General features: G+C 66.8%; 21 protein-coding genes. 9 read left to right on the plus strand and 12 right to left on the minus strand.

Annotation, left to right across the window (positions count from 1 at the left end; all coding sequences use genetic code 11):
* Positions 1-6 precede the first annotated feature (6 nt).
* Positions 7-780, plus strand: a complete 774-nt coding sequence (locus NJQ98_RS05860; RefSeq protein WP_262176892.1) for a Sir2 family NAD-dependent protein deacetylase — start codon at positions 7-9, stop codon at positions 778-780.
* On the opposite strand, the gene NJQ98_RS05865 is transcribed toward NJQ98_RS05860, so the two are convergent.
* A complete protein-coding gene (locus tag NJQ98_RS05865) occupies positions 777-1,208 on the minus strand; it encodes a DUF5793 family protein (RefSeq protein ID WP_262176894.1) in 432 nt (143 codons plus the stop codon). The two genes, NJQ98_RS05860 and NJQ98_RS05865, sit on opposite strands and share 4 nt — an antisense overlap.
* Before the next feature lie 108 nt (positions 1,209-1,316).
* Here NJQ98_RS05865 and NJQ98_RS05870 point away from each other — a divergent pair, with 108 nt between their 5' ends.
* The 4 genes from NJQ98_RS05870 to NJQ98_RS05885 all read left to right on the plus strand — a co-directional run bounded on the left by NJQ98_RS05870 (position 1,317) and on the right by NJQ98_RS05885 (position 6,870).
* Positions 1,317-1,868 carry a DUF7549 family protein gene (locus NJQ98_RS05870; protein ID WP_262176896.1) on the plus strand — a complete coding sequence of 184 codons (552 nt, stop codon included), beginning with the start codon at positions 1,317-1,319 and terminating at the stop codon, positions 1,866-1,868.
* Positions 1,869-1,979: 111 nt separating this feature from the next.
* Positions 1,980-3,596: a type II/IV secretion system ATPase subunit gene (locus NJQ98_RS05875; RefSeq protein WP_262176898.1), complete on the plus strand. Its 1,617-nt coding sequence runs from the start codon at positions 1,980-1,982 to the stop codon at positions 3,594-3,596.
* Between the two features lies 1 nt (position 3,597).
* Positions 3,598-6,048: a type II secretion system F family protein gene (locus NJQ98_RS05880; RefSeq protein ID WP_262176900.1), complete on the plus strand. Its 2,451-nt coding sequence runs from the start codon at positions 3,598-3,600 to the stop codon at positions 6,046-6,048.
* Positions 6,049-6,123: 75 nt separating this feature from the next.
* The gene (locus tag NJQ98_RS05885) at positions 6,124-6,870 is read left to right on the plus strand and encodes an MBL fold metallo-hydrolase (protein WP_262176902.1); all 747 of its coding nucleotides are present in this window, start codon (positions 6,124-6,126) and stop codon (positions 6,868-6,870) included.
* On the opposite strand, the gene NJQ98_RS05890 is transcribed toward NJQ98_RS05885, so the two are convergent.
* From NJQ98_RS05890 to NJQ98_RS05900, 3 genes are all read right to left on the minus strand, one after another.
* Complete coding sequence (locus NJQ98_RS05890; protein ID WP_262176904.1) at positions 6,867-7,028, minus strand: hypothetical protein; 162 nt, start codon at positions 7,026-7,028, stop codon at positions 6,867-6,869. The two genes, NJQ98_RS05885 and NJQ98_RS05890, sit on opposite strands and share 4 nt — an antisense overlap.
* A 79-nt stretch (positions 7,029-7,107) precedes the next feature.
* Positions 7,108-8,211, minus strand: coding sequence for a DNA topoisomerase IV subunit A (locus tag NJQ98_RS05895; protein WP_262176906.1), 1,104 nt, complete (start codon positions 8,209-8,211; stop codon positions 7,108-7,110).
* Position 8,212: 1 nt separating this feature from the next.
* The gene (locus NJQ98_RS05900) at positions 8,213-10,624 is read right to left on the minus strand and encodes a DNA topoisomerase VI subunit B (protein ID WP_262176909.1); all 2,412 of its coding nucleotides are present in this window, start codon (positions 10,622-10,624) and stop codon (positions 8,213-8,215) included.
* 237 nt (positions 10,625-10,861) lie between these two features.
* Between NJQ98_RS05900 and gyrB the strand changes: the two genes are divergently transcribed.
* Both gyrB and gyrA read left to right on the plus strand, forming a co-directional pair.
* Positions 10,862-12,790 carry a DNA topoisomerase (ATP-hydrolyzing) subunit B gene (gene gyrB, locus NJQ98_RS05905; protein WP_262176910.1) on the plus strand — a complete coding sequence of 643 codons (1,929 nt, stop codon included), beginning with the start codon at positions 10,862-10,864 and terminating at the stop codon, positions 12,788-12,790.
* Positions 12,787-15,234, plus strand: coding sequence for a DNA gyrase subunit A (gene gyrA, locus NJQ98_RS05910; protein WP_262176911.1), 2,448 nt, complete (start codon positions 12,787-12,789; stop codon positions 15,232-15,234). The genes gyrB and gyrA overlap by 4 nt, the downstream gene beginning before the upstream one ends.
* A gap of 106 nt (positions 15,235-15,340) precedes the next feature.
* Here gyrA and rocF read toward each other — a convergent pair whose 3' ends face one another.
* Positions 15,341-16,249 carry an arginase gene (gene rocF, locus NJQ98_RS05915; RefSeq protein ID WP_262176914.1) on the minus strand — a complete coding sequence of 303 codons (909 nt, stop codon included), beginning with the start codon at positions 16,247-16,249 and terminating at the stop codon, positions 15,341-15,343.
* Positions 16,250-16,288: 39 nt separating this feature from the next.
* Positions 16,289-17,209: an NAD-dependent epimerase/dehydratase family protein gene (locus tag NJQ98_RS05920; RefSeq protein WP_262176916.1), complete on the minus strand. Its 921-nt coding sequence runs from the start codon at positions 17,207-17,209 to the stop codon at positions 16,289-16,291.
* Positions 17,210-17,334: 125 nt separating this feature from the next.
* Here NJQ98_RS05920 and NJQ98_RS05925 point away from each other — a divergent pair, with 125 nt between their 5' ends.
* Both NJQ98_RS05925 and NJQ98_RS05930 read left to right on the plus strand, forming a co-directional pair.
* On the plus strand, positions 17,335-17,868 hold the full coding sequence (locus NJQ98_RS05925) for an HTH domain-containing protein (protein WP_262176917.1): 534 nt from the start codon (positions 17,335-17,337) through the stop codon (positions 17,866-17,868).
* A gap of 100 nt (positions 17,869-17,968) precedes the next feature.
* Complete coding sequence (locus NJQ98_RS05930) at positions 17,969-19,132, plus strand: NAD(P)/FAD-dependent oxidoreductase (RefSeq protein ID WP_262176919.1); 1,164 nt, start codon at positions 17,969-17,971, stop codon at positions 19,130-19,132.
* A gap of 321 nt (positions 19,133-19,453) precedes the next feature.
* Here the strand turns inward: NJQ98_RS05930 and NJQ98_RS05935 are convergent, their stop codons facing one another.
* The 6 genes from NJQ98_RS05935 to NJQ98_RS05960 all read right to left on the minus strand — a co-directional run bounded on the left by NJQ98_RS05935 (position 19,454) and on the right by NJQ98_RS05960 (position 23,555).
* Positions 19,454-19,642 carry a hypothetical protein gene (locus NJQ98_RS05935; protein WP_262176921.1) on the minus strand — a complete coding sequence of 63 codons (189 nt, stop codon included), beginning with the start codon at positions 19,640-19,642 and terminating at the stop codon, positions 19,454-19,456.
* A 48-nt stretch (positions 19,643-19,690) separates the two neighbouring features.
* On the minus strand, positions 19,691-20,515 hold the full coding sequence (locus NJQ98_RS05940; RefSeq protein ID WP_262176923.1) for a nucleoside phosphorylase: 825 nt from the start codon (positions 20,513-20,515) through the stop codon (positions 19,691-19,693).
* Positions 20,512-20,895 (minus strand): cytidine deaminase, encoded by a 384-nt coding sequence (cdd, locus tag NJQ98_RS05945; protein ID WP_262176926.1) that lies wholly within the window; start codon positions 20,893-20,895, stop codon positions 20,512-20,514. Before cdd ends, NJQ98_RS05940 begins: the two co-directional genes overlap by 4 nt.
* 72 nt (positions 20,896-20,967) lie before the next feature.
* Positions 20,968-22,326: a phosphohexomutase domain-containing protein gene (locus NJQ98_RS05950; RefSeq protein ID WP_262176928.1), complete on the minus strand. Its 1,359-nt coding sequence runs from the start codon at positions 22,324-22,326 to the stop codon at positions 20,968-20,970.
* Between the two features lie 291 nt (positions 22,327-22,617).
* Positions 22,618-23,334, minus strand: a complete 717-nt coding sequence (gene psmB, locus NJQ98_RS05955; protein ID WP_262176930.1) for an archaeal proteasome endopeptidase complex subunit beta — start codon at positions 23,332-23,334, stop codon at positions 22,618-22,620.
* A gap of 50 nt (positions 23,335-23,384) precedes the next feature.
* A complete protein-coding gene (locus tag NJQ98_RS05960) occupies positions 23,385-23,555 on the minus strand; it encodes a hypothetical protein (RefSeq protein WP_262176932.1) in 171 nt (56 codons plus the stop codon).
* Positions 23,556-23,682: the final 127 nt, after the last annotated feature.

The following is a 23,682-nucleotide window of genomic DNA, read 5'->3' on the forward strand; positions in this document are numbered from 1 at the left end:
GGACCTATGCACGAGGACGCGCTCGACGCCGTCGCCGACGCGATGCGGACTGCCGACGCCGCCGTGGCGCTCACGGGGGCGGGCGTCTCGACGGCCTCGGGCATCCCCTCGTTCAGGGGAGAGGACGGCATCTGGAACGAGTGGGACCCGAACGCCTTCCACCGCCGGCGGCTGGAGGCCGACCCGGCCGGCTTCTGGCGGGACCGGGTCGACCTCCGGGCCGAACTGACCGGCGGCGACCCCGAACCGAACGCCGCCCACGACGCGCTGGCGGCCCTGGAAACCGACGGCCACCTCGACGCGGTGCTCACGCAGAACGTCGACGGCCTCCACGCCGACGCCGGCAGCGACCGCGTCGTCGAACTCCACGGGACGAACAGGCGAGTGCGCTGTGACGACTGCGGAGCGACCGAGCCGGCCGAGCCGGTGTTCGAGCGGGCCGCGGCGGCGAGGGGTGACGACGGGGCTCCGTCGACCGAACTCCCGCCCCGGTGTGACTGCGGCGGCGTCTACCGACCCGACGTGGTCCTGTTCGGGGAGTCCCTCTCCGACGCCGTGGTGTCGGAGGCACAGCGACTGGCCCGCGAGAGCGACGTGTTCCTCGCCGTCGGCTCGTCGCTGTCCGTCCGACCCGCCGCGCTCCTCCCGCGTCTCGCGGTCGACTCGGACGCGACGCTCGTCGTCGTGAACTTCGATGCGACGCCGCGGGACGACGCGGCTGACTACGTCGTCCGGGACGACGTGACGGCGGTGCTTCCGGCCCTGGCCGAGCGGCTCTAGAGCTCGACGCTCCCCGGAATGAGGCTGCGCTGTCGGAGGAGGTTCCCGTCCTCGTCGTACACCAGCAGCGTCTCCTTCTCGTACACCAGCGACTTCCCGTCGCTGTCGGTCAGTCGGACCTCGTACTCCCCGTCGCCCTCGTGTCGCTGGGCCGCCGAGACAAGCGTGTCCACCGCCTCGACCGGGGCGGGCACCTCGAAGATGAACTCCCCGGTCAGTCGGTCGGTCAGCGAGAGGACGCCGCCGTCCGTCTCGGCCTGGTGGCGAAAGGCCACGTCAAGCTCGCTCGAATCCAGTGTCGCCTCCGCTGTCTCGGTGAGGCGGTTCCGGAGTCCCCCCTCCGGGCCCGTGTATTCGATGGCTAGTGCGGGGATACCGCCGTCGCCCGGTTCCGGCCGGATATCGATGGTGAAGTAGTCGCGCCTCATTCAGTACCCACGCTTGGATGGCCGTACCAAAGAACGTATCGCCGCTGTCGCTCCCCCGACCGGCTGACCGGTAGCTTTTACCGGGTCGACGGCGGCCACCCTAACAGCATGGCGTGGGTCAAATCCGAGTACGCCGGTGAACTGGCGGTGCTGTCGACGTGGCTGGTGGCGATAGCCCCCTGGTCCGTCTCGGTGTTCGGGAACGACCAGATTACCGGCGTCGTCTTTCGGTTTCTCCCCTTCCGAGTGCAGTATCTGTACGGCATCACTATCTCCAACGAACTGAACTTCGTCTGGGCCTGGGAGGTCGTGCAACTGCAGGCCGGGACACGGGACCTCCTGGCCGCCTTCGAGACCGTCACGCTTCGGGGCGGCTATATCGGCCGTACGGCCGTCCTCTGGACCGCCGCGTTGGCCGTGATGGCCGTCGCGTTCGCCGCCAGCGCGTACTACTACCACCGCGAGGACGAGTTCACCGAGAGAGTGCCCCTTCACCCGGTCCGCGTTTTCGGCGGGCTCCTCGGCGCCGTCGGCCTGCTACTGCTGGGCGGGACGGCCCTGCTCAACCTCCCGGGGGGATTCGCCGGTTGGACGATACCCGTCGGCGCGCTGGTCGCCCCAGTGCTCGCCGGCGTTCTGCTCACCGCCGATCTGACCTAGCGTCTCGCCGTGGTCACGATCGCCGGCCGACACGGCGACTGAGTCGGCGAGCGAATTTAAGTAGCTGGCCACCAAACCCGACGTACATCCACCGTAGCTATCTCCTGACCGATGTCTAACCCCGAAACACCCGACCCTGGTGACCGCGTCCAGAACCCTCTGGGCCAGATACAGGCGTGGCTCTCCCGGACCGCCACTATCCTCTCGGGGACGGCCGTGCCCGAATCCAACTACGACCCGGCCCGCCACGGGACGGTGACGCACTTCTCGGGGCTGGACGGGTGGGAGGAGCTCGAACGGTACTGGCTCAACGCGCCCTTTGCGTTCGTCTCCATCAACCGCGACCCCGAAACCGACGAGAAGCGCTATCACGTGGTCGAGCCCTCGCTCACCGATTTCGAGTCGGAGCTGCTGGACCGGCTCTACGAGGACATCCGCGGCCCGCTCATCTACCGCGACGGGGTCGACGACGACCCCGAACGCGCGCTCCGGGAGGAGCTGTACGACCGACTGGAGGAGTACGGCGTCGTCATCGAGGCCGAGACGTTCTACCGCCTCTTTTACTACCTCTACCGCTCGTTCCAGGGCTACGGCCTCATCGACCCGCTGATGCACGACCCGGCCATCGAGGACATCTCCTGTGACGGCTCGGACCTCCCCATCTTCGTCTACCACGACGAGTACACCGACGTCGAGACCAACATCGCCTTCGCGGAACAGGAGCTGAACAACTTCGTCATCCAGCTCGCCCAGCGGTCGGGCCGGCACGTCTCCGTCTCCGACCCCGTCGTCTCGACGACGCTGCCCGACGGCTCGCGCATCGAGTTGGCGCTGGGCGAGGAGGTCACGCCACGCGGGTCCGCCTTTACTATCCGGAAGTACGCCGACGAACCGTTCACGCCCATCGACCTCCTGAACTTCGGCACCTTCTCCCTGGAGATGCTCGCGTACCTCTGGCTGGCCATCGAGTCAAACAAGTCGCTCATCTTCGCCGGCGGGACGGCGGCCGGGAAGACGACCTCGATGAACGCCCTGGCGATGTTCATCCCGCCCCGCTCGAAGGTGCTGACCATCGAGGACACCCGCGAGCTGTCGCTGTACCACGACAACTGGCTCTCCTCCGTGACTCGCGAGCGGCTGGACGATTCCGATATCACGATGTACGACCTCCTGCGCTCGGCGCTCCGGCACCGCCCCGAGTACATCATCGTCGGCGAGGTCCGTGGCGAGGAGGCCATCACGCTGTTCCAGGCGATGAACACCGGCCACACGACGTTCTCGACGATGCACGCCGACTCCGTCCAGACGGTCATCAACCGCCTGGAGAACGAGCCCATCAACGTCCCGCGGCCGATGGTCCAGAGCCTCGACATCCTCTGTGTGCAGGTGCTGGCCCGGTCGGGCGACGAGCGGGTCCGCCGCGCCAAGACCCTCGCCGAAATCGAGGGCATCGACCAGCGGACCGGCGAGCTCGACTACTCGACGACCTACTCCTGGGAGGCCACGAGCGACCGGTTCCAGGAGCGAAACAGCGAACTGACCGAGGAGATACGCGAGGAGCGCGGCTGGAGCCAGTCGGAGCTGCTCACCGAGATAAACGACCGGAAGCGCTTTCTCACCTTCCTTCAGGAGCAGGGCGTCACCGACTACCGACGCTTCACCGCGATGGTCAACAAGTACTACGCGGACAAGGAGCAAGTGATGGAGCGCATCGGCTCCGCGGAGTAAGATGGCGCTGAACCCGCTGGGACTGGCTCCGCTGGCCGTCGTCGCCGGAATCCTCGGCCTCGTCGTGCTCTCCTCGGCCAGCGAGGCCGTCGACCGACGGCTGACGAGTGTCGCCCGCCGGCTCTTTGGGCGGTACGTCAAGCCGTCGGCCGAGCGCGAGCGCCAGCTCGAAGCCGCCTACATCGGGCAGTCCTACCGGACCTACGCCACCAGGACGTACTTCTACACCGGACTGGCGGCCGTCGGGGGCGCCGTCGCCGGTGCCTACGCCGTCGGCGGGTTCCTCCTGCTCGTTCCCGTCATCGTCGACCTCATGATGGGGCTGCCGCGGACGATGGTCAACGCCTTCGGTATCCGCGGGTTCGAACTCGTGCTTACGAGCGGCCAGACGCTGGCGATACTCGTCGGCAGCGGCGTCGTCTCCGGCGCGCTCGCGGCCGTGTTGACGTACGTGCTGCGCTGGGAGATGCCGAAGAACCGGGCGGAGGTCCGCCAGCGCAACATCGACGCGGGGATGGCCCGCACCATCGCCTTCATGTACGCTCTCTCGCGGGGCGGGATGTCGTTCCCGGACGTGATGGCCGTCCTGGCGAGAAACGAGGAGATATACGGCGAGAACGCCCGGGAGTTCGCCGTCGCCGTCCGCGAGATGGACCTGTTCGGCCAGGACATGATTTCGAGCATCAAGCGGATGAACAGGCGGACCCCGAGCGAGCGGTTCAAGACGTTCTCGGAGAACCTCTCGTCGGTCCTCCAGAGCGGCCAGTCGCTCTCGTCGTTCCTGCACAACCAGTACGAGCGCCACCAGGAGGAGGCCGCCGAGCGCCAGGCCGACTTACTGGAGTCGCTGGCGACAATCGCCGAGGCTTACGTCACCATCTTCGTCGCCGGGGTGCTCTTCCTCATCACCATTCTGATGGTGTTCGGGCTGACGACGACGGACACGCTGCCTTTCCTCCAGCTGCTCGGCTATCTCGCGATTCCGCTGGCCAACCTCGGCTTCATGGTGTATCTCAACCAGAAGCTCTCGGCGCTCGGCATCGGCGACACCGGGACGACGCGGGCGCTCGAACGGGTGGCGACGGCCACGATGGGCCGTCCCTCGGACGCCAGTAGCGCGACCGGACTGACCGACGGGGGCACCGTCGGCGAGAGCGACCCCAACTGGGCGCGGCTCCGATTCCACGACCGGCTGGGCTCGCTGAAGGCGACCCTGCGTTCGCCCGCCCGTACCCTCATCTGGAACCCGACTCACGTCCTGTATCTCTCGGTCCCCGTCGCGCTGGTGCTGTTTGCCGTCCGCCTCCCGTCGGCGTTCCAGACGGCGTCGGTCAACCTCCGGATACTCGACGACCTCGTCGTCCAGTCGCTGCTCGTGGTGCTTGGCTCCTTTGCCGTCGTCCGGACCATCTACAGCCGTCGTATCAGCCGTATCGAGGCCGCGACGCCGGAGCTCCTGGAACGGCTCGCCAGCCTCAACGAGGCCGGGATGACGCTCGTCGAGAGCATCCGACGGGTCCGGGGCAGCGACGTGGGGGTGCTCTCCCCCGAGGTCGAGCGCATCTGGGCCGACATCAGCATGGGCGCGAACGTCGACGACGCGCTCGTCCGATTCGGCCGGCGTATCCGGACGACCTCTATCTCCCGGGTCGTCACGCTGCTGACGAAGGCGATGCACGCCTCCGGACAGCTGGGGTCGGTGCTACGCATCGCGGCCAACCAGGCGCGGGCCGACCACCGGCTCCGCAACCGACGGCGCCAGCAGATGTTGACCTACCTCGTGGTCATCTACATCTCCTTTTTCGTCTTCCTGGTCATCATCGTCGCCGTCCAGGAGGTGCTCGTCCCGGCGCTGCCCTCCTCGGTCCCGACGCCGTCGAACGCGAACCGGCTCGGGGTCAACACCGACCAGTTCGCCCGGCTGGGCCAGGTGGACAAGGCCGCGTACACCCTCGTCTTCTTCCACATCGCCCTCGTCCAGGCCCTCCTGACGGGATTCATCGGCGGCCAGCTCGGCGAGGGGAGCCTGAAAGACGGCGCGAAACACGCCGCCATCCTGCTCGGTATCGCCTACGTCGCCTTCGTTCTGCTTTCCTCCCCGGTGGCCTCGATGACCGTCGAGAACCCGAGCGTCGAGGGGGGCCAGCTCACCGTCGATTCGGCGTCGATGTCCACCGGCGGGTTCGTCGTGGTCCACGCACAGGACCAGAACGGGACGGTCCTGGGCACGTCGGGCTACCTCGCCCCGGGCTCGCACAGCGACGTACGCATCACGCTCGACGAACAGCCCCCCGCCCGCCAGCCGCTGGTACTCGTCGCCCATCGGGACACCAACGACAACCAGCGGCTGGACTACGACTTCGAGAGCCCGGGCGAGACCGACGAGCCCTACGCGGCCTCGGGCCAGAGCCGATACGTCTCCATCGAGGTCGACCTCGATGACGGGGAGTAGTTCCGAATCCGCGGCGAGTCCCCACGGCTCACCGGGACCGACAGTCGTATTCCGTCGCTTGCGCAACTGTCGGGTATGACTGTCAGACACGACGGCATCACCGCCGAGTGGCTGGGCTACGCGACGCTCCGCCTGGAAGGCGACGACACGGTCGTCTATCTCGACCCCGGGCGGTACGGCGTCCTCACCGGCGAGTGGGAGCCGGACGCGCCGGACGCTGACCACCCGCCCGCACGCGACTACGCGCCCCAAGACGGGGACATCGTCCTCGTGACACACGTTCACCACTACGACCCCGACGGCATCCGACGCGTCGCGAGCGAGGACGCCACGGTCGTCGCGTTCGAGGGCCTCGACGTCCACGCCACCGACCGCGACGTCGACCGGCTCGCCGACCTCGACTACGAGGTCCGTCAGGTGTCGATGGAGGACGAACTGCTCGTGGGCGACGTGCCCGTCTGGACGATGCCGGCGTACAACCGCGAGGACGGCCCGAACGTCCGGGCCGACGGCAGCCCCATCCATCCGAAGGGTATCGGCTGTGGGTTCCTCCTCGCCGTCGACGACACCAGGGTGTTCTGGCCCGGCGACAGCGACGTACTCGACGGTCACGCCGAACTGGACGTCTCGCTGTTCTGTCCGTCCATCGCCAGCAGCTACACGATGGACCGACACGACGCCGCCGACCTGGCCGAGGCGATGGAGCCGGACCTCGTCCTTCCGATACACTACAACACGTTCGAGTCCCTTTCGGCCGACTCGGGCGCCTTCGCCGAGGACGTCGCGAAACGCGGCGTCCCGGTCGTGCTGGACGAGCGCTAGCTGGCCTCTGCGAGCGAGTCGAACTCGCTCCAGCACTCACAGTCGAGGTCCTCGATAGAGCTCACTTCGTCGGGAAAGGAAGAGACGGGCATCCCGTCGTCGAACTCACCACAGCCCTCACGGTGCAACGAGAAGTCGTCGCTCGACATCACTGGCATGGCGACCGCTATGGCGCGGTGAAGTAAAATACGTCTGGAACCACCGAATTTGGCCGTTGGTGGCGAGGGCCCACCGGCGTCAGTCGATGACGCCCATCTCGGTCAGCCGCTCGGGCAGGTACGTCTCGGTCACGAAGTCGAGGCCGCGCGACGCGAGCGCCTGCTGTTCGGCCTTCTTCCCGATGTCGAGTTGCAGCTCTATCTGCTCCTTCCAGAACTCCGTCTGGAAGCGCGGGTCCTCCAGTTCCGATTCGAGGGCGTTGATGTCCGAGTCCGACAGCGGGTCCGTCGGGAGGTCGTACTCCACGATGTCCTCGGGCCGGATGCCGATGAACTGCGCCTCCGGGGTCGCCAGATACTCCGAGAGGTGCGCGGACTTGATAGAGCCGTAGGCGACGGAGCCGTAGATGCGGTACGACCACGGGTCACCGTCAGTGAAGACCGTGACCGGGAGGTCGAGCTCGTCGTGGAGCCGCTTGGTGATGCGGCGTGTCGCCCGCGCCGGCTGGCCCTTGAGGTGGACGACGATGACGTTGTACTCGTCGTCGAACCCGTTCTCGACGAGCCGGTCGCGCATGCCACCGGTCTCCACACAGAGGACGAAGTCGGCGTCGTTCTCCAGGAACTCGATGGTGTCGGGGTTGTTCGGAATCTGGTAGCCGCCCTCGCCCACGTCCTTCTGGCAGTGAATCTCGCGCTCGCCGCGGCGGGTCTGCTCGCGCAGTTTCAGCGGCCCCATGATGGTCGCGCCCGACTCCTCGGGGCGCATGTGGAAGTCCTCGCGGGTCACGTCCGAGACGATTTCCAGGTCCTCGATGAGGTCGTTGGACTCGTCCTGGCTGTTGAACTGGGCCTCCTCCAGGTCCCACGACTCCGAGAGGTAGTACAGCTCACGCAGGGTGGAGGAGCGGTCCTCCTCCAGCTGCTGGGCGAGGAAATCGATGGCATAGGTCGCCTTCAGGAGCTTCTCGGCGCCCGAGACGGTCTTCGCGGACCGTGTCGACTGTCGGTCGCCGTACACCCACACCGACTTGTCCTCGTCGTACTCGATGTTCGACTTGGTCCGCGTCGGGATGGACATCGTGGGGACGTCCCCCTCGGCGAACTGGTCGTAGAACTCTTCGGCGAGGTCGATGAGCTTCTCGCGGGCCTCCTCCTCCTGTGTCTTGGTCTCTGAACTCATGTTAGGCGTCCACCGTCAGTTTCTCGTCCTCGACGCCGTCGACCGAGACGGTGAACTCGGCCTCGTCGTCCACGCTGTACTCCAGGACCGCCTGCTCGCCGGCCGCCACCGTCGGCGACCACTTCACGAACCACTCGCCGTCCATCTCGACGACCTGTGCGCCGTTGGTGTCCCCCGGTTCGGCGCTGACGATGTCGGTCACGTCGAGCTCGGCGTTGGTGTCGTCGTTGTTCTCGACGACGAGCCGGACGGTGCCGTCCTCGACCTCCCGCTCGACGAGGACGTTGTTCATGATGCGGGCGAGCGAGTCGTCGATGTGTAGCTCGTCGCTCTCGGTGACCTCGGTGAGCTTCTCGGCCATCTCCGGGAGGATGGTCGCCAGCTTGTCCTGTTTCTCCCGGCGCTGTTGCATCGACCGGCGCTTGTTCAGGTAGCTCTTGAGCTCGCGGGCGGCCTCCCTGATGGCGAGCTCTATCTCGTCTTCCATTTCGGGGACGTTCGCGATGGCGTCCTTGGACTCGCTCGTGAAGGGGACGTTCGTCGAGGCGACGTGGACCATGATGACGGCGGGGCCGTTCGGGATGCCCGAGCCGCCGGGCTGGTCTAGGTTGTAGTTGCGCCAGTTAATGGACTTGACCACGTCCGTCGTCGCACACGCCCCGCGCTGGTAGACCAGCGGGACACGGTTGGCGAACCGACGCACTTCGACGCTCCCCTCGGCCGGGAGGTCGCCGCCGTAGGCGATGCCGGCCTCGACGATGAACGGGTCGCCGCCGTGGACCGACGCGTCACGGGTCGAAGCGGCGTAGAAGTCGGCGTCGTACTCCTTGCGGAGGCCCGACTCGACCAGTTCGTCGGTGATGGGCGCCAGGCAGTCCGTCGGCGGCGCGATGATGTCGGTCTCCCGCATCGCGGTCAGCAGCTCGCTGGCCGTGTCGCGGTCACTCGCCACCTCGGAGACGTTCGGCGGCTCGTCGGGGACCCGGCCGGCCACGTCCCACAGCTCCTCGACGATGTTCTCCCTGGCCGTGTCGCCGAAGGTCGCGTCGTCCTGCTCCTCGGTCATGTCCGCGGCACGGTCGACGTAGGCGCGGAACTCGTCGCGTGTCAGCCGGTGGCGGCGGTCGTCGTCCCCGGCGCTTTCGGGGTCGGCGAACTTCTCGGCCAGGCGCGAGGCCACCCCCTCGACGGCCGCGTCGTCCTTCCGTACGGTGGTCGCGGCGTCGACGAGTTCGTAGAGGTCGCTCGTCCGCTCGGCGGTGACGGCGGCCCAGGCGGCCTCGACGGCGTTCTCCCTGACCGTACTGCCGAAGGTAGTTCCGTGGTCGGCCTCGGCGTCGTCGGCGGCTGCGTCGACGATTTCGACGATGTCGTGGTAGGCGACTTGCCCCCGGGACTCGATATCGTCGGTGACGGCGGCGGCGAACTCGCTGGTGGCGGTCGCGCCCTTGTTGGCGACCGCGTTCTCGACGGCGGCCTCGATGTCGGCGTCCTCGTGGCTCGCGGGCGGCGACCACGCCATCCCGCGACCGAAGTGGCGGTCGTTGAAGTTCGCGATGACGCTGTCGGCGGTCTTCTGGCCGACGCGGGTGAACTCGCCCTGCATGAACCCCGAGATGGAGTACGAATCCGTGGCCTCCAGCATCTTCAGCAGCGTCCCGAGTTCGACCCCGTGGGGGTGCGGGCGAATCTCCTCGGTCTCGGCGGGCAAGGACGCGCCCTCGACGCGCTCGAACTTCAGCGACTCGTCGAGCCCCGGCTCCATGAACTCGATGCGGGCGTGGGGGTTGACGACGGCGGTGTCCTGGATGTAGTCCTGCAGGCTCGACCGGGCCCGCATGTTCGCCTCCATCTCCAGTTCGATGCGCGTGCCGTGAGGGCGCTCCCAGGAGGTCGTCTCGTCGACGCTTATCTCGGGTTCGTTCGTGTCGGTGTCGATGATGAGCTCGAAGTACTGGGCGTCGGCCTGACCCTTGGGCCGGGAGGTAATCTTCGCGGGCTTGCCGGAGGTGAGCTGCGAGTAGAGGACGGCGGCTGAGATGCCGATACCCTGCTGGCCGCGGTTCTGCTCGCGGGCGTGGAACCGGGAGCCATAGAGGAGCTTCCCGAAGATTTTCGGGAGCTGCTCTTTGGTGATGCCGGGCCCGTTGTCCTCGACGATGAGGCGGTAGTAGTCGCCCGCTTCCTGTATCTCGACGTAGATGTCGGGCAGGATGCCGGCCTCCTCGCAGGCGTCCAGGGCGTTGTCGACCGCCTCCTTGACGGCTGTGACGAGCGCCCGCGCCCCCGAGTCGAAGCCGAGCATGTGCTTGTTCTTCTCGAAGAACTCGGCGATGGAGATGGCCCGCTGGGACTGGGCCAGCTCCTCGGCGATGCCCTCCCCGTCGCCGAGTTGCGACTGAAACGAGGTCATTTCGTAGGGTAGGTACCGCCGTCGGGGTTAAAAGGTAATCGCCACCACGGTGAAACTGAACGGCGACCAATCGCGGGCCCGCCCCGAACTGTGCGGGCGCCGGCCCTGTCCCACCGCGACGTGGATATATCAACGCGGTAAGGCCGGGTTATCCGACCGAAGCGACCCCGTCCACGACTCACGCACGCGCGTGCGGGACCTTTATCACTCCGCACCTACAACAGGGAATCAGTTCCTATGTCAGGAGAGTCTGAAGAGTACGGCGCTAAGTCGATCCAGACCCTGGAAGGGTTAGAGGCCGTCCGGAAACGGCCGGCGATGTACATCGGGTCGACCGACGCTCGGGGTCTCCACCATCTCGTCTACGAAGTCGTCGACAACGCTATCGACGAGGCCCTCGCCGGGTACTGTGACACTATCGACGTGACTATCCACGAAGACGGCTCGGTCTCCGTCAGCGACGACGGCCGCGGTATCCCCGTGGACGAACACGAAGAGCACGGCCGCCCCGCGGTCGAGGTCGTGATGACTATCCTCCACGCCGGGGGGAAGTTCGACAACAAGTCCTACCAGGTGTCGGGCGGGCTCCACGGCGTCGGGGTCAGCGTCGTCAACGCCCTCTCGAAGTGGCTCGAAGTCGAGGTCAAGCGCGACGGCGCGCTGTGGAAGATGCGATTCGACCACGGCGAGCCCGAGTACGACCTGAAGAAGGTCCGGGACCTCGAACCGGACGAGGGGACGGGCACCACGGTGCGGTTCTGGCCCGACGACGAGATATTCGAGACCGGCGATTTCACCTTCTCGACGCTCTCGTCCCGCCTTCGCGAACTCGCCTTCCTCAACTCCGGCGTGGCTATCGGCATCCACGACGAGCGCGACGGGACCAGCGAGGCGTTCGAGTACGAGGGCGGCATCAGGGAGTTCGTCGAGTATCTCAACGAGACCAAAGAGCCGCTCCACCGCGACGTCATCTACTTCGAGGACGAGGAGGAGATTCCCGAGGGGGTCGTCCAGGTCGAAATCGCGATGCAGGGGACCGACGACCTCCAGGGCTCAATCCACGCCTTCGCGAACAACATCAACACCCGCGAGGGCGGGGACCACCTCACCGGCTTCAAGACCTCGCTGACGCGGGTCATCAACGACTACGCGACCGACAACGGGCTGTTGAAGGACCTCGACGACACCCTCAAGGGCGACGACATCCGGGAGGGGCTGACAGCGGTCATCTCGGTCAAACACCCCGACCCGCAGTTCGAGGGCCAGACCAAGACCAAGCTGGGCAACTCCGAGGTCCGCGGCATCGTCGAGTCGGCGATGCACGACGGGCTCTCGACGTTCTTCGAGGAGCACCCCGACACCGCCGAAGCCATCGTCGGCAAGGCCGTCGAGGCCGCCAAGGCCCGCAAGGCCGCCAAGAAGGCCGAGGAGCTCACCCGACGGAAGTCCGCGCTGGACTCGACGGCGCTGCCCGGGAAGCTGGCCGACTGCCAGACCCGGGAGCCGGAGGACGCCGAGCTGTTCGTCGTGGAGGGCGACTCCGCGGGCGGCAGCGCAAAGCAGGGCCGCAACCCCGAGTTCCAGGCCATCCTCCCCATCAAGGGGAAGATTCTGAACGTCGAGAAACACCGCCTGGACCGGATTCTGGAGAACAACGAGATTCGGAACCTCATCACGGCGCTGGGAACCGGTATCGGCGACGAGTTCGACATCGACGACCTGCGCTACGAGAAGATAATCATGATGACCGACGCCGACGTGGACGGGGCCCACATCCGCACCCTCCTGCTCACCCTGCTCTACCGGCACATGAAGCCGCTCATCGAGGCGGGCTACGTCTACGCCTCCCAGCCCCCCCTCTACCGCGTGCGCTACCGGGGCAACACCTACGACGCGATGACCGAGGAGGAACGCGATAGGATTGTCGAGGAGAAGTGCGACGGCAACCCGACGCAGGTCCAGCGGTTCAAGGGGCTGGGCGAGATGAACCCCCAGCAGCTCTGGGACACGACGATGGACCCGGACAACCGCATCCTGAAACAGATAACCATCGAGGACGCCGCCGCCGCGGACAAGATGTTCAACGTCCTGATGGGCGACGCAGTCGAACCGCGCAAGGAGTTCATCAAGGAACACTCGCCGGAAGCGGAGTGGGTTGACATATGAGTTCCGACGTACCTGACGACGCCCCCGCCGACCGAATCAAGCACGTCCGCATCGAGGACGAGATGGAGCAGTCCTACATCGACTACGCGATGTCGGTCATCGCGGGCCGGGCGCTCCCGGACGTTCGGGACGGGCTGAAGCCGGTCCATCGACGCATCCTCTACGCGATGCACGAGATGGGCGTCTCCTCGAACACTGCCCACCGGAAATCGTCCTCCATCGTCGGCGAGACGATGGGTGACTACCACCCCCACGGCGACAGCGCCATCTACGACACGCTCGTCCGGATGGCCCAGGACTTCTCGATGCGCTATCCGCTGGTCGACGGCCAGGGGAACTTCGGCTCGATGGACGGCGACCCCGCCGCGGCGATGCGCTACACGGAGGCTCGGATGGCCCCCATCGCCGAGGAGCTGCTCGCGGACATCGAGAAGGACACGGTCGACTTCTCCAGTAACTACGACGACCGGCTGCAGGAACCAGACGTCCTCCCGTCGAAAGTCCCGAGTCTCCTGTTGAACGGCTCCTCGGGCATCGCGGTCGGGATGTCGACGAACATCCCGCCCCACAACCTCGGCGAGCTGGTCGACGCGACGACCCACCTCATCGAGAACCCCGACGCCACCGTCGAGGACCTGATGGAGCACGTCAAGGGGCCGGACTTCCCGACCGGCGGGAACATCGTCGGCCGGGACGCCATCTACTCGGCCTACGCGACCGGCCGGGGCCGGCTCCGCGTGCGGGCCGAGTACGAGGTCGACCGCGAGGACGGTCGCATCGTCATCTCCGAGCTTCCCTACCAGGAGAACAAGGCCCGCGTCGTCGAACGCATCGCCGAGGACGTGAACGAGGGGAAGATCGAGGGTATCTCGGACCTGCGCGACGAGTCCGACCGCAACGGCGTCCGCGTCGTCGTCGAACTCAAGCGGGGCGCGAACGTCGACGTGGTCGAGAACCAGCTGCTCGACCACCACCTCGAATCCACCTTCGGCGTCATCAACCTCGCCCTGGTCGACGGCCAGCCGAGGGTCCTCTCACTGAAGGAAACTCTCCAGCACTACGTCGACCACCGCCGCGAGGTCGTCCGCCGGCGCTCCGAGCATGACCTCGAAGAGGCCGAGGACCGCGCCCACATCCTCGAAGGCCGGCTGAAGGCCCTGCAGAACGTCGAGGACGTGGTGGAACTCATCCGGAACAGCGAGGACCGCGACGCCGCCCGCACGGGACTGCACGAGCAGTTCGACTTCTCCGAGGAGCAGGCGGCCCACATCGTCCGGATGCAGCTGGGCTCGCTCACCTCGATGGAGGCGGCCGAGATAGAGGCCGAGTACGAGGACGTCCAGGACACCATCGACTACCTCGAATCCGTCCTGGCGAGTTCCGCGAAGCTCGACTCGGTCATCGTCGACGAGCTCCAGGAGATGAAAGCCGAGTACGACGACGACCGCCGCACGTCCATCATCGAGGACGAGGGCCAGGTCACCCACGAGGACCTCATCCCCGAGGAGGACTGCGTCGTCGTCATCACCGAAGACGACTACATCAAACGGATGCCCGTGGCGAACTTCGACCCGCAGAACCGGGGCGGGAAGGGCATCATCGGCGCCGACCCCAAGGAGGGCGACCGCGTCTCGAAGGTCTTCCGGGCCAACAGCCACGACTACCTGCTCTGTTTCACCAACCGAGGGCAGGTCTACCGGCTGAAGACCTACGAAGTGCCGGAGATGTCCCGCACCGCCCGCGGGAAGTCGGCCATCAATCTGCTCGACCTCGACGACGGCGAGGAGCTGACAGCCGTCGTCTCGACGGACGAATTCGACGACGACGAGTGCATCACGATGGTCACCCGCCAGGGCTACGTCAAGCGGACCTGCTGTGACCAGTTCGAGAACATCCTCTCGACGGGGATTCGGGCCGCCAAGCTGGCGGACGGCGACGAACTCGTCGACGTGGACGTCACGGACGGCACCGGCGACCTCGTCATCGCCACGGAGCAGGGGATGACCATCCGCTTCGACGAGAGCGAGGTCAGCCAGATGGGTCGGTCCGCCCGCGGTGTCCACGGCATCGAGCTACAGGGCGACGACCGGGTCGCCGCGATGGTCGCGACCACCGACGCGGACGACCGCTCGCTGCTTACGGTCACGGCGAACGGCTACGGCAAGCGCACCCGTCTCTCGGAGTACCGCCCGCAGTCCCGCTACGGCCAGGGGCTCATCGACATCAAGACCGACGAGCGAAACGGCCCCGTCTCGACGGCCAAGGCCGTCACCGACGACGACCACCTGGTCATCATGTCCGCACAGGGGCAGATAATGCGTATCCGCGCCGGCGACATCTCGGAGGTCGGCCGCAACACGAAGGGCGTCACCATCATGGAACTGGAGGAGGGCGATGGAGTGGCCAGCGTGACGGTGGTGCCGGCGGTCGTCACCGACGAGTAGTCGCCCGAACGGTTTTTCTCGCCGACGCTGTCGCTGTGTCCCAATTCAGTGCAAACCCTGTCGTTGTGTGCCAGAGACCGCGTACGCCCCGAGCGAGTGAGCGGCCCTAGAACACTCGCTTCCCGAACGCGCTCGCGGCGAGTTCACAGGCCAGCTCGGCGGTCCGATTGTGGTCGTCCAGAATCGGGTTCACCTCGACGAGTTCGAACGAGCGCAACTGGTCGCGGTAGTCGGCGACGGCCTCCATCGCGCTGTGGGCCTCCCGGTAGGAGACGCCGCCCCGGACCGGCGTGCCCACGCCCGGGGCCTCAGTCGGGTCGAGCCAGTCCAGGTCCAAGGAGACGTGGAGGCCGTCGGTCCCATCCGTGGCGACTGACAGGGCCTCCCGGGAAATCTCTGGGACACCTCGGTCGTCGATGTCCGACATCGTGTACACCGAGACGTCGCTCTCGCGGAGCAGGGCCCGCTCGCCCTCGTCGACGTCCCGAAGCCCCACCAGCGCGACGTTCTCCTCGCGGACGGCCGGCACGTGGCCCCACGCCTCCCCGCCGAAGGAGGCGTGGCCGAGGATGGCCGCGAGCCCCATCCCGTGGATGTTGCCGCTGGGCGTCGTCGCCGGCGTGTTGAAGTCCCCGTGGGCGTCGAACCACACCACCCCGAGCGATTCGTCCGGCCCCGCCGCCCCCGCCACCGTCCCCATGGCGATGGAGTGGTCGCCACCCAGGACGAGCGGCGTCACGCCGTCACCGACGGCCCGACTGACGCTATCGCTGAGTTCCGTACAGACCGCCTTCGTCTCCCGATGGAACTTCGCTCGGCCGCCGTCGAACCCGCCGGCGTCCGGGTCCCGCTCCTCGGGGCGGGGGACCGATACGTCGCCGCCGTCGGTACAGTCGACCCCGAGTGCCTCGAGTTCCGACGCCAGGCCCGCATATCTGATGGCCGACGGGCCCATGTCGACACCGCGACGGTCAGACCCCAGGTCCATCGGTACGCCGAGTACGCGGATGTCCATAGGTCCCAGAACGCGCCGAACGGAAAAAGTTCTCCCCCGCTATTCGTACTGCGAGCAGACCAGTCTGACGCCCTCGTCGAAGGTAATCTCGGGCTCCCAGCCGGTGGCCTCGCGCATCTTCGAGGCGTCGGCCATCGTATCGTGCACGTAGACATCGTCCGGAATCGGGTTCTCCTCGTAGACCGGTTCCACGTCGGTCCCCAGTGCGTCGTTGAGTTCCCTGACGAGCGTGTTGAGGCTGTACTGCTCTCCCGTCCCGAGGTTGTACACGCCGGTCAACTCGTGGTCGGCGGCCAGTTCGAGGCCGCGAACGATGTCGTCGACGTGGGTGAAGTCCCGGGTCTGTCTCCCGTCGCCCCAGATTTCGGGCCGGCGGCCGTTGGCGATGTCGTCGGCGAACTGCGCGATGAGGTTCGCGTAGTCGCCCTTGTGTGACTCGGCACCCTCCTCCATGCCCTGATAGACCGAGAAAAAGCGCATCCCGGCCATCGAGAGGCCGTAGTGGTTCTGGAAGTACTCGGCGTACCGCTCGCGGGCGAGCTTCGAGGCCTCGTAGCCGGTGTTTACCGTCACCGGCATGTCCTCGGGCGAGGGCTCGGTCCGGTCGCCGTAGATAGAGGAGGTAGAGGCGTAGATGACGGTGTCACAGCCGTCCTCTCTCGCCTGCTCGACCACGTTGACGAATCCCTCGACGTTGACGCGGGCGCCCTTCGTGGGGTTCTCCTCGTGCATCGCGTAGGACGACAGCGCGGCCAGGTGGAAGACGACGTCTACGTCAGTCGGCAGGTCGTCGTCGAGTACGCTCCCTTCGACGTACTCGACGCTCGGGTCCACGTTCTCCGGCGTGCCGAGATAGCCGTCGTCCAGGGCGACCACGTCGTTGTCCGCAGCGAGATGGTTTGCCAGATTGGAGCCGATAAATCCGCCGCCGCCGGTGACCAACACGCGTTCTCCGTTCATACTGACTCACTCTCGGGCGGCCGGTGAAAATTATGTCGCTATTTCCTGCGATAGTCCAAACTGTCACCAGTTTGCCGGTCGGTACCACCGTCGCTTTTAAGGCCGGCTGTGCCGAACGGAATATCATGTCTTCAATCGAGCTGACACCCAGCCAAAAGAACATCCTACAGGAGCTGGTAAATCTATACCGGGAGAGCGAGAGCGCCGTCAAAGGCGAAGATATCGCCGAAAAGGTCGACCGCAACCCCGGCACGATACGGAACCAGATGCAGAGCCTGAAAGCCCTCCAGTTGGTCGAGGGCGTCCCCGGACCGAAGGGCGGGTACAAGCCCACGGCGACCGCCTACGACACGCTCCAGATTCAGGAGATGGACCAGGCCGCCGAGGTCCCCCTGCGACACAACGGCGAGCTGGTCGAGCACGCAAACGTCGAGGAGATAGACCTCACGAGCGTCCACCACCCCGAGCAGTGTCGGGCCGAGATTCAGCTGCAGGGCTCCATCACGGGCTTTCACGAGGGCGACGACATCACCGTCGGGCCGACACCGCTCTCGAAGCTCCAGATAATCGGGACGCTACAGGGGAAAGACGACACGAGCAACAAGCTCATTCTCAAGATAGACGACATGCGAGCCCCGGCCGGCGAACCCGAACACTAGTCTCTCTCCAGGGCGGAACCCCATTCTCGCCGCCACGATTTATCACTTTGGAAACAGCGATTCCGTAGCCTTTGTATCATCCCCGTTCGGAGTCGATAGTATGACCGACAAGGTCGTCGTACTCGGCGCTGGGTATGCCGGTGCAGGCGCCATCAAGAGTCTCGAAGACGAACTGAACGGTGACGCCGACATCACCTGGATCTCCGATACGGACTATCACCTCGTCCTCCACGAGTCCCACCGCTGTATCCGGGACCCGTCCGTCCAGGACAAGATCACGATCCCCGTCCACGAAATCAAACAGCCGACGACGGAGTTCATCCAGGACACCGTCACCGGTATCGACACCGACGACCGCGTCGTCGAACTCTCCGACCGGGACGGCGTCGACTACGATTACCTGCTCGTCGGCCTGGGCTCTCAGACCGCGTTCTTCGGCATCGACGGCCTGAACGAGCACGCCCACACGCTCAAGAGCCTCGACGACGCCTTGGGCATCCACGACGCCGTCCAGGAGGCCGCCCGCGAGGCCTCCCAGAGCGACCCCGCACAGGTCGTCGTCGGCGGCGCCGGCCTCTCCGGTATCCAGGCCTGCGGCGAAATCGCCGAGTTCCGCGACGACCACCGCGCGCCCATCGACATCCATCTCGTCGAGGGGCTCGACGAAATCTTCCCGGGCAACGACTCCGAACTCCAGGGCGCCCTGCGCAAGCGACTGGAGGAGCGGGACGTGAACATCAAGTGCGGCGAGTTCATCGGCGAGGTCGACGAGGAGACCGTCTACATCGGCGACGAGGAGGAACTCGACTACGACGTGCTCATCTGGACCGGCGGCATCACCGGCCGTGACTGCGTGCGCGACGTCGACCTGGAGAAAGACGAGCGCAACCACCGCATCCACTCGGAAGGTAACTTCCAGACCACGAACGAGCGCGTCTTCGCCATCGGCGACTGCGCGCTCATCGAGCAGCCCGGCGAGAACCCGGCGCCGCCGACCGCCGAGGCCGCCTGGACGGCCGCCGAGGTCGCCGGGGAGAACATCGCCCGCGCCGTGCGCGGTCAGCCCCTGAAGACCTGGACGCACAAGGACAAGGGCACAGCCATCTCCATCGGCGATAAGGCCGTCGCCCACGACGTGATGGGCGTCCCCATCGACACGTTCGGCGGGCTCCCGGCGAAGCTACTCAAGAAAGCCATCGCCGCCCGCTGGATAAACGACGTCACCGGCCCCGGTCGCGCCCTGAAGGCGTGGCCGGATATGTAAGACCACTTTTTGCACGCTCCGGCGGTCGAGCGCGGCGGCGCTCGACACGCCTCCGCGGCAAAAACGTGGGGAAAAATCGCGGCTTCGCCTCCCGTCGCGCACCTTCGGTGCGCGGTAGTCGGCTTGCCGCGTTAGAACCGTCGCCTTCGGCGCCGGATGCGTTCTGCGAACGACTCCGTTTTGCGTTCCTACCGGACAGCCTGCCCTTCCCCGGGTCGTCGTCCGAAGGCCCCTCCCGGCCGTTTTTCTTCGCTCAGACGACCGGACACCGCTTGTCTGAGAACCGCACTAGCAGCCGAGGGAGTCGAACCGAGTGAACGGTCAGCCGTCCGACGCGCTGCCCTCGGCCGCATCGTAGGCCTCTCGTTTCGCTTCGTTCTTCCCGCGATAGTAGAGCCAGAACACAACCAGTAGCGTCAGGGGGAAGAAGACGATAGCGACGACGGCGAGCGGCGGGAAGAGCACAAAGAGCGCCAGTGTCTGCCAGGAGACGAACGTGTCGCGGGGCATAGTATCTGTCCCGATTGAGCGGAAATAAGTTTTCTGTGGAGCGAACCGCTACCGCTCGATAGAGAGTCCGGCGTGCCAGTGGTCGGAATCGGACTCCGCGACGGCCTCGTCCATCCGCTCCAGATACGTCACGGCGAGGCTGGCACATTTCGAAGCCTTGGCCTCCCCTTCGGTCCGAAATTCGCCGGTCTCGCGGTTGGCGTAGACGGTACACACGGCGCCCGCTCGCAGGCCGTAGATGCCCGCGAGCGTGAGGATGCTCGCCGCTTCCATCTCGAAGTTCTTGACGCCGGCCTGCCGGAGTTCCTCGATGTTGTCCTCGCTGTCTCTGGCTTCGAACCCCTCGAAGCCGGGGCGGGACTGGCCGGCGTAGAAGCTGTCGGTCGAGCAGGTGACGCCCAGATGGTAGTCATAGCCCAGCTCCTCGGCGGCGGCGACCAGCGCCGAGACGACCCGCGGGTCCGCCGCCGCAGGGTAGTCCTCGCGCACGTACTCCTTGCTGGTGCCCTCCTGGCGCACCGCTCCCGTCGTGATGACGAGGTCGCCGACGGCGGCCTCGGGGACGATGCTCCCACAGGAGCCGACTCTGAGGAGCGTGTCGACGCCGACGCGGGCCAGCTCCTCGACGGCGATGGCCGCCGACGGCGAACCGATGCCCGTCGAAGTGACCGAGATGGGCGTCCCCTGGTGGGTGCCCGTCGCGGTGCGGTACTCGCGGTGTTCACCCCGGACCTCGTGGTCGTCCCAGTCGTCGACGACCGTCTCGACGCGGCCGGGGTCACCGGGGAGCAGGACGCTCAGGGCCACGTCGTCGGGCCCGACTTCGAGGTGGTACTGCACCTCGTCGTTCGGGTCCTCGCTGTCGCCGCTCATTCGAGATGCTCCCGCGTAATCGTCTCCGGGAGCAGTTCGCCCAGCGTGTACTCGGTGCCGTCCTCGCCGTCGGTCCGGACGGGGAAGTCGTCGTCGCAGAACTCCGCGAGCGTCTGGCGACACATCCCGCAGGGCGTGACGCCGTCGCGCTCCGTCGAGGTCACCGCGAGCCGCGAGAAGGACTGGTGGCCCTCGCTCACCGCGCTCCCGATGGCGACCTCCTCGGCGTGGAGGCTGTTGGAGTAGTTCGCGTTCTCGACGTTACAGCCGGTGTAGACGGTCCCGTCCGCCGTTTCGATGGCGGCGCCGACCGCGTAGTCGGAGTAGGGAACGTAGGCCGCCTCGGCCGCGTCGCGGGCCGCGGAAAGCAGGTCGTCCATATCCCCGCCCTCGCCGCGCGAGGGCAAATAGCCACCGCCGACGAGCGGGGGGACTGTCGCCCCGCGCCGACCTCAGCCCCCGGCCGACTCGACCGCCGACTCGACGACCTCGCGCACCTGCCCGACCAGCGCGTCCACGTCGTCGCTCTCGGCGTAGAGGCGGACGTACGGTTCGGTGCCGCTGGGCCGGACGAGGACCCAGGAGTCGTCCGGGAACGAGAGGCGGACGCCGTGTTCGGTGGCGACCTCGCTCTCGGGGAACGCGTCGGGCAGCTCGCTCTCCAGCGCTGCCATCGCGGCCGGTTTGCGGCTGTCGGGGCACTCGATGCTCACCTTCCGGTAGGGCCGTTCCGTGATTGCGGCACGTCGCTGGTCGAGCCCCCTGGCCGCGACCAGCCGCGCGAGGACCGCCGCGCTCGCCACGCCGTCTATCCACCCGCCGAAGGCCGTGTGGACGTGCTTCCACGGCTCGGCGGCGAAGACCACGTCCGTACCGCTCATCGCGTCCCGTCGCACGCGAGCGATGCCCTCGTGGAGCGCGCCCAGCCGGACCCGCTCGACGCGGCCGCCGGCGGCTTCGACCCGCTCGTCGATGCGCCCGGAGGCGTTGGGCGTCGTCACCACGACGGGGTCTTCGACGGTGGCGGCGCCGGTGTAGTGTTCGGCCAGCATCGCCACGACCGTGTCCTCGTGGACGATTTCGCCGTCTTCGCCGACGACGACGATGCGGTCGGCGTCGCCGTCGTGTGCGATGCCCAGGTCGACGGCCGCGTCGGCCACGAACCGGCTGAACGACTCCAGCGTCTCGGGCGTGGGTTTGCTCTCGCGGGCCGGGAAGTGGCCGTCGACGTTCGCCTCGGTCGAGACCACGTCGGCGCCGAGCGCGCGGAGGACCTGCGGCGTCGCCGCGCCGGCCATCCCGTTGCCGCAGTCGACGGCGACCGTGAGCCGGTCGGGGTCCGCCCCGAACCCGCGGGCGTAGTCGGCGACGGCGCTGCGGTAGGCCGACAGGATGTCCTCGGTAATCGTCTCGCCCCACTCCGTCCAGGGCGACGGCGTGACCCCGTTCTCGACCCGCCGCTCGATTGTGGCCTCCGCCTCGTCGCCGTACTCCTGCCCGTCGACGAACAGCTTCAGCCCGTTGTCCGTCGGCGGGTTGTGGCTCGCGGTCACCATGACGCCACGCCGGCCCTGCGAGGCGTAGGCCAGCGTCGGGGTCGGGACCCGCCCGATGCGACTCACCTGCACACCGGCGCTCTCAAGCCCCGAGGCCACGGCGTCGGCGAGCGCCGGCGACGTGACTCGGCCGTCGTGACCGAGGGCGAACTCACCGCCGTCCTGCCCGGCCGCACGCCCGACCGACAGCGCCAGCTCGGGCGTGACCCGCTCCTCGACCCCACCGCGGATTCCCGCCGTCCCGAACAGTTCCATACCGGTACTGCGATTTCTCGGTGTTTAGTTCCCCCGGCTCCGGTAGCTCGGCGCGCGCTGTCGCGCCCCCGTGGCGCGACGACACTGTGCGAGGGATGAGCGAGGCGTAGCCGAGTGAATCGGCTGGGGAGGGCGTGGTTGTAGCCAGGGAGCACACGGCGCCAGTGACAGCGAGCGCCGTTTCATCGAACTCGAACGCGGTGAGAGTCCGGCCGTTTTCCCAAGTTTTTGCAAGTAGGGGTTCCCGAAGCGCCGGCGGCGCGAGGAAACCCGACGTAGTAAAAAGCGGGTCTACAGCAGTTCGTCGAAGTCGTAGCCGTTGATGTCCACGCCGTCGCTCGTCACGTCGGCCAGATAGATGCCGTTCCCGGAGCCGGTGTCGCGCTCGGCGGCGGCCTTGATGGAGGCGGCGGCGACTTCCTTCGCCTTCTCGTTGCTCATGTCGTCCTCGTAACGGTCCTCCAGGGTCCCGTAGGCGACGGTCAGCCCCGAGCCCGTGACGGTGTAGTCGTCCTGCATGACGCCGCCGGCGGGGTCGATGGAGTAGACGTGGTGGCCGTCGTCGTCAACGCCCCCGAGGATGGGATTGATGGCGAAGAAGGGGCCGCCGCGGGCGAAGTTCCCGGCCAGCGTCGAGAGGGCCTGCATGCTCATGTCCTCGCCGCGGCGGGCCTCGTAGAGGTTGACCTCGGCCCGGAGCGAGCGGATGAAGGACTGGGCGCCGCCGACGCTGCCGACCAGCGTCAGCGCCGCCGTCGGGTGTATCTGCTCGACCTTCTGGACGTTCTTGTTCGAGACGAAGCGGCCGCCCAGCGAGGCCCGCATGTCGGTCGCGATGACGACGCCCTCGCTGGTGGTGATGCCGATAGTCGTCGTCCCGGTCTTGTTGACTTTCTCCGTGTCCCCGCCGGACCGCTCCGGCAGCGAGCCGACCTCCGGCTCGTAGGGGTCCGTCTGGAACCGGTCGGCTGCGGGTGACTGGGAGAGCGGTGAGTTCGGGTCGGTCATTACCGCCCGATAGCAGACGGGCGCTGATAAAACTGTGGTGACGTGGCTGCTTACTCCTGTGCCTGTTCGTAGGCGCGGTTGAGCCCGTCGACGGCGCGGTCGACGGGGAGCCGGAGACCGAACCGCTCGGTGACCATCGCCACGGGGAGCAGGACGATGCCGGCGAGCAGGGTCAGTTGGTACAGTGCGAATATCGTCGCGGTTTGCAGTCGGGCAGCCATGTTCGCTTCACTCCCTCGTGGGCCAATCCGATATATATACCTTGGGGCCGGTGTTGGAACGTTCGTGACGAATCGGGGCGCCGCCGTGTTGCGGTTCAGTCTGAGTTGTCGCTAGGGCAACTCGACC

The organism is Haloarcula laminariae (assembly GCF_025457605.1).
Classification (GTDB): Archaea; Halobacteriota; Halobacteria; order Halobacteriales; family Haloarculaceae; genus Haloarcula; species Haloarcula laminariae.

Bases quoted from the DNA above. Each gene is read 5' to 3' on its own strand.
- NJQ98_RS05890 (WP_262176904.1), bottom strand. From the start codon at position 7,028: ATGCCAGTGATGTCGAGCGACGACTTCTCGTTGCACCGTGAGGGCTGT.
- NJQ98_RS05885 (WP_262176902.1), top strand. From the start codon at position 6,124: ATGACTGTCAGACACGACGGCATCACCGCCGAGTGGCTGGGCTACGCG.
- NJQ98_RS05950 (WP_262176928.1), bottom strand. From the start codon at position 22,326: ATGGAACTGTTCGGGACGGCGGGAATCCGCGGTGGGGTCGAGGAGCGG.
- NJQ98_RS05870 (WP_262176896.1), top strand. From the start codon at position 1,317: ATGGCGTGGGTCAAATCCGAGTACGCCGGTGAACTGGCGGTGCTGTCG.
- NJQ98_RS05960 (WP_262176932.1), bottom strand. From the start codon at position 23,555: ATGGCTGCCCGACTGCAAACCGCGACGATATTCGCACTGTACCAACTG.
- NJQ98_RS05865 (WP_262176894.1), bottom strand. From the start codon at position 1,208: ATGAGGCGCGACTACTTCACCATCGATATCCGGCCGGAACCGGGCGAC.
- psmB (WP_262176930.1), bottom strand. From the start codon at position 23,334: ATGACCGACCCGAACTCACCGCTCTCCCAGTCACCCGCAGCCGACCGG.
- NJQ98_RS05920 (WP_262176916.1), bottom strand. From the start codon at position 17,209: ATGAACGGAGAACGCGTGTTGGTCACCGGCGGCGGCGGATTTATCGGC.
- NJQ98_RS05935 (WP_262176921.1), bottom strand. From the start codon at position 19,642: ATGCCCCGCGACACGTTCGTCTCCTGGCAGACACTGGCGCTCTTTGTG.
- NJQ98_RS05900 (WP_262176909.1), bottom strand. From the start codon at position 10,624: ATGACCTCGTTTCAGTCGCAACTCGGCGACGGGGAGGGCATCGCCGAG.
- NJQ98_RS05930 (WP_262176919.1), top strand. From the start codon at position 17,969: ATGACCGACAAGGTCGTCGTACTCGGCGCTGGGTATGCCGGTGCAGGC.
- cdd (WP_262176926.1), bottom strand. From the start codon at position 20,895: ATGGACGACCTGCTTTCCGCGGCCCGCGACGCGGCCGAGGCGGCCTAC.
- NJQ98_RS05895 (WP_262176906.1), bottom strand. From the start codon at position 8,211: ATGAGTTCAGAGACCAAGACACAGGAGGAGGAGGCCCGCGAGAAGCTC.
- NJQ98_RS05875 (WP_262176898.1), top strand. From the start codon at position 1,980: ATGTCTAACCCCGAAACACCCGACCCTGGTGACCGCGTCCAGAACCCT.
- NJQ98_RS05925 (WP_262176917.1), top strand. From the start codon at position 17,335: ATGTCTTCAATCGAGCTGACACCCAGCCAAAAGAACATCCTACAGGAG.
- NJQ98_RS05880 (WP_262176900.1), top strand. From the start codon at position 3,598: ATGGCGCTGAACCCGCTGGGACTGGCTCCGCTGGCCGTCGTCGCCGGA.
- gyrA (WP_262176911.1), top strand. From the start codon at position 12,787: ATGAGTTCCGACGTACCTGACGACGCCCCCGCCGACCGAATCAAGCAC.
- NJQ98_RS05860 (WP_262176892.1), top strand. From the start codon at position 7: ATGCACGAGGACGCGCTCGACGCCGTCGCCGACGCGATGCGGACTGCC.
- NJQ98_RS05940 (WP_262176923.1), bottom strand. From the start codon at position 20,515: ATGAGCGGCGACAGCGAGGACCCGAACGACGAGGTGCAGTACCACCTC.
- rocF (WP_262176914.1), bottom strand. From the start codon at position 16,249: ATGGACATCCGCGTACTCGGCGTACCGATGGACCTGGGGTCTGACCGT.
- gyrB (WP_262176910.1), top strand. From the start codon at position 10,862: ATGTCAGGAGAGTCTGAAGAGTACGGCGCTAAGTCGATCCAGACCCTG.